Genomic DNA, 9061 nt, shown 5'->3' on the forward strand with positions numbered 1-9061 from the left:
CCGGCTATTTGTCCGGGCTGTCGATGGTCAGTTTTTGTGGCGCGGTGGTGCTGCTGGCCAGAGGCCCGCTGCGGCCTACCCACTCACCGGCGGTCGGTTGACCGGCACGTGAGACGCGCGCAACCAGTTGGACTTCAGGAAAGTTCGACAGTTTCAACTGCGGCATCATCGCGTCGGCATCGCCCAGTTCGACGGTCACCGGAAGGTCTGCGACCGTAAGGCGCTTGGCCGCCAGCGGCGCTGGAGGGCCGGAAACGGCGCGGGCGAAGATGAACACGCTGTCTCCCGGTTGCACCTTTCCTTTCAGTTCGCTGGCCAGATCGACGCTGACTTTGAGCAGCGCGGTTTTCGCGACCGGCGCCTGAGCCACCTTGCCGCCGCTGGCTTCAAGTTTCTCGGTCGCGCGCGCGATACCGCCCTGCAGGGCTTCACGGGATTTGTCATTCGCTGGCAGTTGTTCCAGCAGACGATTCCAGTAGTCGATGGCTTGCTGATAGCGCTCGCCTTCGAACGCGGCAATACCGAGCAGACCGAGGCTGGTGACTTCTTTCGGATCAGCTTTCAGCGCTTCGTCGGTCAGGGCCTGGATCTTGTCCGACCACTTCTTGCCATCGGCGAAGTACTGCGCCTGCGCCCACTGGCCGAGCAGTTCCGGTTGACGACCGGCCAGGTTGGCGGCGCGCTCGAACATCTTCGCCGCATCCGCCGGACGATCCTGAGCCATATAGGTACGACCGAGGAAATACAGGCCTTCAGCGGAGTCCGGTTGCGCGGCCACGGCGCGCTCCAGCCGCCGGGTCATCTCTTCCATCGACTGCGGTGCCTGGGCGAACTCCCGAGTCAGTTCGACTTTATCGGCGGCACCGAAATGCAGGTACAAACCGAGGCCCAGTACCGGCACCAGCACAGCCGCCAGCAGCGGCAAAGGTTTCCCCAGCGTCGAAACCCGCGCCGGCGCCGCGCCTTCGGTGTCGGCCAGCAACTCACGGGCCGCTTCGGCACGGCCGCTGTCCATTTGCGCAGCATCGAGCACGCCTTCAGCCTGCTGCGATTGCAGCTCGGCGACGCGCTCCTGATACAGCGCAACGTTCAGGGCGGTCCGATCCTCTTCACGCTGGGCGCGACGCTCACGCAGAACGGGGATCAGCAGAAAACTCAGGGCGACCAGAAGCAACAGCCCTGCGGCAAGCCAGAAATCAATCATTCTTGGTTTTTATCCAACAGTTGGTCGAGGCGCTGACGCTCTTCAGGGGACAGCGATGGCGGAGTCTCGGCACGTTGCCCGCGACGGCGACGGACGATCACGGCGATTACGACAAAACCGCCGAGCAGCAATCCCGCCGGGCCGAACCACAGCAGCGCGGTCCTGGCATTGAGCGCCGGTTTGTAGCGCACGAAATCACCGTAGCGGTCGACCATGAAGTCGATGATCTGCTGATTGTCCTTGCCCTCGCCAAGCATGCGGAAAATCTCTTTGCGCAGGTCGGCGGCAATCGGCGCGTTGGAGTCGGCGATGTCCTGGTTCTGGCATTTGGGGCAGCGCAGTTCCTTGGTCAGTTCGCGGAAACGCTCACGATCACCCTCTTTGGCGAATTCATAGGTGTCGATGGCGGCTTGGGCCACACCGGCCAGACTCAGCCCCAGTACCACGGCAGCAATAAAACGCTTCATGGTTTGGCCTCGTCGACCAGTGCCTGATACCTGGCCGCCAGTTTTTCGCGCCAGACCTGCTCGTCGATCACGCCGACGTACTTGTCGCGGATGATGCCCTTGGCGTCGATGAAAAAGGTTTCGGGCGCGCCGTAGACACCCAGATTCAACCCCAGGGAGCCTTCGTCGTCACGGATGTCCAGTTGATACGGGTTGTGAAATTCGGCCAGCCACTTCAACGCATCGGCGTTGGTGTCCTTGTAGTTGATCCCGTAGATCACCACGCCGCGCTCGGCGAGTCTGTTCAGCACCGGGTGCTCGACCCGGCAGGAAATGCACCAGGTGCCCCAGACGTTGACCAGCGCCGGTTTGCCGAGGATGTCAGCCTTGGTCAGGGTCTTGTCGCCCTGCACCGCCGGCAGGGAAAACTCCGGGAACGGTTTGCCGATCATCGCCGACGGCAGCTCCGCCGGATCCAGGTACAGACCGCGATAAAGAAATACCGCCACCAGCAGGAAAATCGCCAGTGGCACCAGCATCAACCAACGTCTCATGCAGCGGCTCCTTCCATGCCCAGCGCTTCACGCACCCTGGCTTTGACCTTGACCCGGTAACGCCGGTCCAGCGCCGCCAGCATCCCGCCCAGGCCGGTCAGCAGACCGCCGAACCAGATCCAGCGCACGAACGGTTTCACATGCACCCGCACCGCCCAGGCGCCGTCGCCCAGTGGTTCACCCAGCGCGACATAGAGGTCGCGGGTGAAGCCGGCGTCGATCCCGGCTTCGGTCATCATCGAACTCTGCACGGTGTACAGGCGTTTTTCCGGGTGCAGCACAGTGACTTCGCGGCCATCGCGGATCACCCGGATGGTGCCTTTGTCGGAAGTGAAATTCGGCCCTTCGAAGTGTTTGGCGCCTTCGAACACGAACTGATAACCCGCCAGTTCCATCGACTCGCCCGGCGCCAGACGCAGGTCGCGCTCGGCGCTGTTCTGGCTCGACAACACCACGCCCAGGGCGCACACGGCGATGCCGATGTGGGCGAGATGCATGCCCCAATAGCTGCGGGTCAGGGTCGGCAGGCCCTTGATCAGGCCTTTGTGGCGCGTCTTGTCGAAGATGTCACGCACACCGGCCAGCAACACCCAGGCCGCGAGCAGGAAGGTTGCGATCACCGCCCAGTTGAAATCGCCGTAGGCGACACCGGCAACCACCGCCAGAGCGACGCTGCCCAACAGCACCGGGGTCAACATGTTGACCAGCCATTTCACCGGCGTGTCTTTCCAGCGCACGATCACGCCGACCGCCATCACCACCATCAGCAGCGCCATCAACGGGATGAACAGTGCGTTGAAGTACGGTGGGCCGACCGACAGCTTGGCGCCGCTGATCGCATCGAGAATCAGCGGATACAGCGTACCGAGCAGGATCATCGACGCGGCCACCACCAGCACCAGGTTGTTGCCCAGCAGCAGGGTTTCCCGCGACCACAGGTTGAAACCGACCTGGCTCTTGACCACCGGAGCGCGCAAGGCAAAGAGGGTCAGCGAACCACCGACCACGAACAGCAGGAAAATCAGGATGAACACGCCGCGCGCGGGATCGGAGGCAAACGCATGCACCGACGTCAGCACCCCGGAACGCACGAGGAACGTGCCCAGCAGGCTCAGGGAAAACGCGGCAATCGCCAGCAACACCGTCCAGCTCTTGAACACGCCGCGTTTTTCAGTGACCGCCAGCGAGTGGATCAGCGCCGTGCCCACCAGCCATGGCATGAACGAGGCGTTTTCCACCGGGTCCCAGAACCACCAGCCGCCCCAGCCGAGTTCGTAGTAGGCCCACCACGAACCGAGGGTGATGCCGATGCCGAGGAACGCCCAGGCCACGATGGTCCATGGACGCGACCAGCGTGCCCATGCCGCATCCAGACGACCGCCGAGCAGTGCGGCGATGGCGAAGGCGAACGCCACCGAGAAACCGACGTAACCCATGTACAGCATCGGCGGATGCACGATCAGGCCGATGTCTTGCAGCAACGGGTTGAGGTCACGACCGTCGGCCGGGATCTGCGGCAGGATCCGCGAAAACGGGTTGGAGGTGAGGATCAGGAACAGCAGAAAACCGCTGCTGATCATGCCCATTACCGCCAGCACCCGAGCGAGCATGACTTGCGGCAACTGCCGGGAGAACACCGACACCGCGAAGGTCCAGCCACCGAGGATCAACGCCCACAGCAGCAGCGAACCTTCGTGGGCGCCCCACACCGCGCTGAACTTGTAGTACCACGGCAACGCGCTATTGGAGTTCATCGCCACGTAAGCGACGGAGAAATCGTCGGTCATGAAGGCATACGTCAGGACACCGAAGGCGAACAGCAAAAACGCGAATTGGCCCCACGCTGCCGGTTGAGCGAGGCCCATCCACAGACGATCGCCGCGCCAGGCACCGAGCAACGGCACCACGGCCTGCACCAGCGCAAAACACAGCGCGAGAATCATGGCCAGATGGCCAAGCTCGGGAATGAAAATGGTGGACGTCATCGATCAACCCTCCTTCGCTTGGGTTGGCGCGGATTGACCGCTGTCCTTCAAGGCCTTGGTCACCTCCGGCGGCATGTATTTCTCGTCGTGCTTGGCCAGCACTTCATCGGCGACCACCACGCCGTCGGCGTTGAGCTTGCCCAGTGCGACGATGCCCTGCCCTTCGCGGAACAGGTCCGGGAGGATGCCGCGGTAGGTAATGGTCACGGACTTGTTGAAGTCAGTGACCACGAATTTGACGTCCAGGGAGTCCGGGGAGCGTTGCAGCGACCCCTTCTCGACCATGCCGCCGGCCCGGATGCGGGTGTCCTGCGGCGCTTCGCCATTGGCGATCTGGGTCGGGGTGTAAAACAGATTGATGTTCTGCTGCAGGGCGCTCAGGGCCAGGCCGACGGCAGCGCCGACCCCGACCAGAATCGCCAGAATGATGATCAAGCGTTTTTTGCGCAGCGGATTCACTTGCCGTTCTCCCGGCGCAGACGACGCGCCTCTTGTTGCAGATACCGCTTGCGGGCCAGGATCGGCGCCGCCACGTTGAGGGCCAGCACCGCCAGGCAGATGCCGTAGGCCGACCAGACATACAGGCCGTGATGGCCCATGGCGAGGAAGTCGCCGAATGACGCGAAACTCATCGAGCGGCCTCCAGGCTGTTCTGCACTTCTTCTTTTACCCAGCTGCACGGGCCTCGCGCTTGAGCACTTCAAGCCGCATGCGCAGCAACAGCACGGCACCGAAGAAACAGTAGAAACCCAGCACCGTCAGCAGCAACGGCAGCCACATCTCGGCGGGCATCGCCGGTTTTTCGGTCAGGGTGAAAGTCGCGCCCTGATGCAGAGTGTTCCACCATTCCACCGAGTATTTGATGATCGGGATGTTGATCACGCCGACGATGGCCAGCACCGCGCAGGCCTTGGCGGCGCTGTCACGATTGCTGATGGCGTTGCCCAGGGCGATCACGCCGAAATACAGGAACAGCAGAATCAGCATCGAGGTCAGGCGTGCGTCCCAGACCCACCACGAACCCCAGGTCGGCTTGCCCCAGATCGCCCCGGTGACCAGCGCCACGGCGGTCATCCAGGCGCCGATCGGTGCGGCGCATTGCAGGGCGACGTCGGCCAGTTTCATCTTCCACACCAGCCCGACCACACCGCACACCGCCAGCATCACGTAGATCGACTGAGCGAGCATCGCGGCGGGAACGTGGATGTAGATGATGCGAAAGCTGTTGCCCTGCTGATAGTCCGGCGGTGCGAAGGCCAGGCCCCAGACGACGCCGACGGCGATCAGCAGCAACGCTGCAATGCTCAGCCACGGCAGGAACTTGCGGCTGATGCCGTAGAACCACTTGGGCGAGCCGAGCTTGTGAAACCAGGTCCAGTTCATGTTGTTTCCATCACGGGTGCCGCTCATCGATGTGAGCAGTCTCAGGGTCTTTGCTGGTTAAATTTTAACCAGACCTCATTATTCGCCGACGCTGATCTTCAGGCCAGCAGCTATTGCAAAAGGTGTCAGGGTTATCGCCAGGGCGGTCAGGCTGCCAAGCCACAACAGATAACCAATCGCCGGCATGCCCTGCAACGCCGCCTGCAAGGCGCCACTGCCGAGGATCAACACCGGTATGTACAACGGCAGAATCAGCAGCGCCAGCAACAGGCCACCGCGTTTCAGACCGACCGTCAGCGCCGCGCCCACCGCGCCGAGCAAGCTCAGCACCGGTGTTCCCAGCAATAACGAAAGCAGCAATACCGGCAGGCACGCAGCCGGCAACCCGAGCATCAACGCCAGTAACGGCGAGAGCAAAACCAGTGCCAGCCCGGAAAAAAGCCAGTGTGCCAGCACCTTTGCCAATACCAGAAGTGGCAGGGGGTGCGGCGAAAGGACCCACTGTTCAAGGGATCCGTCTTCGAAATCACTGCGGAAAAGCCCGTCCAGCGAGAGCAGGACCGACAAAAGCGCCGCCACCCAGACTAACCCCGGGGACAAGTTTTGCAATACTTGAGTTTCCGGTCCGACGGCCAGCGGGAACAACGCAATGACGATGGCGAAGAAAATCAGCGGATTGGCCAGCTCCGCCGGGCGGCGGAACAGCAGTCGGGACTCGCGGGCAACCAGCAGGCCGAACACACTCATGCTGCCCAGTCTCCCAGATTGATGTCGCGATAACCGACCGGCATCCGGCTCAGCGTGTGGTGGGTGGTCAGCACCACCAGACCGCCCTGCTCGCAATGATTGACCAGGTGTTCTTCGAGTTGCGCCACGCCCTGCTTGTCCAGTGCGGTGAAGGGTTCATCGAGGATCCACAGCGGCGGACTGTCGAGATACAACCGCGCCAGCGCAACGCGCCGTTGCTGACCGGCGGACAGGCTATGGCAGGGAACATCCTCGAAACCGCGCAATCCAACCGCCGCCAGCGCCTGCCAGATCGCGTCGCGTCCAACGGGTTGATGCAGGGCGCAGAGCCAGGCGAGGTTTTCTTCCGGGGTGAGCAAGTCCTTGATGCCGGCGGCATGGCCGATCCACAGCAGGTTGCGCGCCAGTTCGCTGCGTTGCTCGGCCAGGGGCTGACCGTTGAGCAGCACCTGACCGTCGGTCGGCTGCATCAGGCCGGCCAGCAAACGAAGCAGACTGGTCTTGCCGCTGCCGTTGGGACCGCTGATCTGCACCATATCGCCGCGGGCCAGTCTCAATTCGAGATTCTCGAAGAGCAGTCTGAGATCACGCTCACAGGCGAGGCCGACGGTTTGCAGGACAGGGCTGGTCAAGGGTTCACGGGCCTTATACGGTTCAAGTCGGCTCTGGGGCGGCCGTTAAAGAGTTGCAGCATAAATGCAATGACGGCTCAATCCAGAGAGCTGCGTCAAACAATTGCTATGTTTTTTTGAACGAACGGAAGGACGGGCGGCATTATACATGGCGTCCCCTGCTCTCCCGAGTGCATTTTCCTCAGGTTGTGTCCGCGTATGACAGGCGAAATGAACATCCTCCCGCTCCCGCCCACCACTCCGGCGACCCCTCGCCCGCAGGTGGGTGAGCTGCTCAAGCTGCTGACGCCGATGGACGGGCTGATTGCCGCCGGACAGAGCGCCAGGGCCGAGGTGTTGTCGCAGAAACCGGCAGACCAGGCCTTTCAGGTGCTGCTCAAGGTCACCCTTGACGGCGGCCGCCAGACCACCGTGCAGGCAACCAGCCCCCTGCCGCTGCCACAAGGCACCAACCTGGCGGTCACCCAGCCGTCGGCAGGCAATCTGGCGGTTACCGTGCAACAGGCCATCGCCACGGCTGTCGCCACCCTGACTCGAATCGACACCGCGCAATTACCGGTCGGTACGCTGCTGCAAGGCAAGGTGCTGACGAATCAGGCCCTGCCGCAGGTGCCGGGACAGCCGGCGGTGTTCCGCTCGACGGTCAGCCTGCTCAACACGGTGTTGAGCGGCAGCACCCTGAGCATCGACAGCCCGCAACCGTTGCGCATCGGCACGCTGCTGTCGGCGCTGGTGCAGGATTCGCAGACCCTGAAGTTTCTGCCGTTGAGCAACCGTCAGGAACAACTGGCGGTCAGTCAGCAACTGGTCAGCCAGCAAAGCCGCCAGGGTTCGCTGGATGGCTTGCTGAAAATGCTCCAGAGCCTGCCGCCCGCCGACAATCAGACCTCCAGCGATCTGCGCGCGGCCGTGGACAGGTTGCTGGCCAACCTGCCGGACGTCCAGCAACTGACCACCCCCAAAGGCCTGGCCCAGGCGCTGCTCAACAGCGGCGCCTTTCTCGAAGCCAAATTGCTGGCCGGGCAAAACCCGACGCTGACTCCGGACATGAAAGGCGACCTGCTCAAGCTGATTGCCCAGCTCACTCCCGGCCTGCCCGGCAACACCAATCTCAATGCGCTCATCGCCGCCAACACTCTGGCCCAGGCGATGCCGAGCTTCGTGCGCAATGCCCTTGGCATGCTCGGCCAGGTCAGCGCCAAACCGCTGCCAGGCGGATTCCCGCTGCCGGACCGGCTGCTGCAAAGCCTGGAAGGTGAAGGCGATCTGGAGCATTTGCTGCGCCTGGCCGCCGCCGCAGTCTCGCGCCTGCAAAGCCATCAACTGTCGAGCCTGGAACAGACCGGCATGACCGACGACGGACGGCTGCTCAGCACCTGGCAACTGGAAATCCCGATGCGCAATCTTCAGGACATCGTGCCGTTGCAGGTCAAGTTCCAGCGTGAAGAAGCGCCACAGGAAGAAAAACAGAACGAACGCCGTGAAAGCGAGCGCGAAACCAGACAGCCATTGTGGCGAGTCGATCTGGCATTCGACATGGAGCCGTTGGGGCCGATGCAGATTCAGGCGCAACTGATCAGCGGCAGCCTGTCGAGCCAGCTCTGGGCCGAACGCCCCTGCACCGCCGATCTGATTGAATCCAATCTGGCCGCCCTGCGTCAGCGCCTGCTGGATCGCGGACTCAACGTCGGCGATCTCGACTGCCACCTCGGCACGCCACCGCAAGGCAATCAAACCCGTCTCGAACACCGCTGGGTCGACGAAACCGCATGAACGATTCCACCGCTCCACGCCAGGCCATCGCCCTCAAATACGACGGCAGCCAGGCCCCGACGCTGACCGCCAAGGGCGACGACGAACTGGCCGAAGAAATCCTGCGCATCGCCCGCGACTGCGAAGTACCGATCTACGAGAACGCCGAGCTGGTGAAGTTGCTGGCGCGCATGGAACTGGGCGACAGCATCCCGCAAGAGTTGTACCTGACGATTGCCGAGATCATCGCGTTCGCCTGGAACCTCAAGGGCAAGTTCCCGCAAGGACATGATCCGGATGCACCAATGGTCGAGAAGGACATCACCGATCGCGGCGACGATTACTGAGGGCAAAAAAA

The 9061-nt window shown here is 62.6% G+C and carries 10 protein-coding genes and 1 pseudogene; 2 read left to right on the forward strand and 9 right to left on the reverse strand.

What is annotated here, in order from left to right:
• Window positions 1-4: 4 nt before the first annotated feature.
• The 9 genes and pseudogenes from ccmI to ccmA all read right to left on the reverse strand — a co-directional run bounded on the left by ccmI (window position 5) and on the right by ccmA (window position 6951).
• The gene (gene ccmI / locus BBF94_RS22145) at window positions 5-1204 is read right to left on the reverse strand and encodes a c-type cytochrome biogenesis protein CcmI (RefSeq protein WP_065261100.1); all 1200 of its coding nucleotides are present in this window, start codon (window positions 1202-1204) and stop codon (window positions 5-7) included.
• Window positions 1201-1671, reverse strand: a complete 471-nt coding sequence (locus tag BBF94_RS22150; RefSeq protein WP_065261101.1) for a cytochrome c-type biogenesis protein — start codon at window positions 1669-1671, stop codon at window positions 1201-1203. The genes ccmI and BBF94_RS22150 overlap by 4 nt, the downstream gene beginning before the upstream one ends.
• Window positions 1668-2204 (reverse strand): DsbE family thiol:disulfide interchange protein, encoded by a 537-nt coding sequence (locus BBF94_RS22155; RefSeq protein ID WP_065261102.1) that lies wholly within the window; start codon window positions 2202-2204, stop codon window positions 1668-1670. Before BBF94_RS22155 ends, BBF94_RS22150 begins: the two co-directional genes overlap by 4 nt.
• Window positions 2201-4189: a heme lyase CcmF/NrfE family subunit gene (locus BBF94_RS22160; protein ID WP_065261103.1), complete on the reverse strand. Its 1989-nt coding sequence runs from the start codon at window positions 4187-4189 to the stop codon at window positions 2201-2203. Before BBF94_RS22160 ends, BBF94_RS22155 begins: the two co-directional genes overlap by 4 nt.
• 3 nt (window positions 4190-4192) lie before the next feature.
• Entirely contained in the window at window positions 4193-4648 is a 456-nt protein-coding gene (gene ccmE / locus BBF94_RS22165) for a cytochrome c maturation protein CcmE (protein ID WP_065261104.1), read from the reverse strand.
• Window positions 4645-4821, reverse strand: coding sequence for a heme exporter protein CcmD (gene ccmD / locus BBF94_RS22170; protein WP_008055370.1), 177 nt, complete (start codon window positions 4819-4821; stop codon window positions 4645-4647). The genes ccmE and ccmD overlap by 4 nt, the downstream gene beginning before the upstream one ends.
• Window positions 4818-5572: pseudogene (locus BBF94_RS22175) on the reverse strand (heme ABC transporter permease). Before BBF94_RS22175 ends, ccmD begins: the two are co-directional and overlap by 4 nt.
• A 78-nt stretch (window positions 5573-5650) precedes the next feature.
• Window positions 5651-6319, reverse strand: a complete 669-nt coding sequence (gene ccmB, locus BBF94_RS22180; protein ID WP_007959235.1) for a heme exporter protein CcmB — start codon at window positions 6317-6319, stop codon at window positions 5651-5653.
• The gene (ccmA, locus tag BBF94_RS22185; protein ID WP_065261105.1) at window positions 6316-6951 is read right to left on the reverse strand and encodes a cytochrome c biogenesis heme-transporting ATPase CcmA; all 636 of its coding nucleotides are present in this window, start codon (window positions 6949-6951) and stop codon (window positions 6316-6318) included. Before ccmA ends, ccmB begins: the two co-directional genes overlap by 4 nt.
• A gap of 198 nt (window positions 6952-7149) precedes the next feature.
• Here ccmA and fliK point away from each other — a divergent pair, with 198 nt between their 5' ends.
• Together fliK and BBF94_RS22195 are read left to right on the forward strand one after the other, a co-directional pair.
• Window positions 7150-8724: a flagellar hook-length control protein FliK gene (gene fliK / locus BBF94_RS22190; protein ID WP_065261106.1), complete on the forward strand. Its 1575-nt coding sequence runs from the start codon at window positions 7150-7152 to the stop codon at window positions 8722-8724.
• A complete protein-coding gene (locus BBF94_RS22195; protein ID WP_065261107.1) occupies window positions 8721-9050 on the forward strand; it encodes an EscU/YscU/HrcU family type III secretion system export apparatus switch protein in 330 nt (109 codons plus the stop codon). Before fliK ends, BBF94_RS22195 begins: the two co-directional genes overlap by 4 nt.
• The last annotated feature ends 11 nt before the right edge of the window (window positions 9051-9061 follow it).

This window comes from Pseudomonas bananamidigenes (assembly GCF_001679645.1).
GTDB classification, from domain to species: domain Bacteria; phylum Pseudomonadota; class Gammaproteobacteria; order Pseudomonadales; family Pseudomonadaceae; genus Aquipseudomonas; species Aquipseudomonas bananamidigenes.

What these genes read in the sequence shown, in the direction of transcription:
- ccmI (WP_065261100.1), bottom strand. Translation starts at nt 1,204, where the DNA reads ATGATTGATTTCTGGCTTGCCGCAGGGCTGTTGCTTCTGGTCGCCCTG.
- ccmB (WP_007959235.1), bottom strand. Translation starts at nt 6,319, where the DNA reads ATGAGTGTGTTCGGCCTGCTGGTTGCCCGCGAGTCCCGACTGCTGTTC.
- BBF94_RS22160 (WP_065261103.1), bottom strand. Translation starts at nt 4,189, where the DNA reads ATGACGTCCACCATTTTCATTCCCGAGCTTGGCCATCTGGCCATGATT.
- BBF94_RS22150 (WP_065261101.1), bottom strand. Translation starts at nt 1,671, where the DNA reads ATGAAGCGTTTTATTGCTGCCGTGGTACTGGGGCTGAGTCTGGCCGGT.
- BBF94_RS22195 (WP_065261107.1), top strand. Translation starts at nt 8,721, where the DNA reads ATGAACGATTCCACCGCTCCACGCCAGGCCATCGCCCTCAAATACGAC.
- BBF94_RS22155 (WP_065261102.1), bottom strand. Translation starts at nt 2,204, where the DNA reads ATGAGACGTTGGTTGATGCTGGTGCCACTGGCGATTTTCCTGCTGGTG.
- fliK (WP_065261106.1), top strand. Translation starts at nt 7,150, where the DNA reads ATGACAGGCGAAATGAACATCCTCCCGCTCCCGCCCACCACTCCGGCG.
- ccmD (WP_008055370.1), bottom strand. Translation starts at nt 4,821, where the DNA reads ATGAGTTTCGCGTCATTCGGCGACTTCCTCGCCATGGGCCATCACGGC.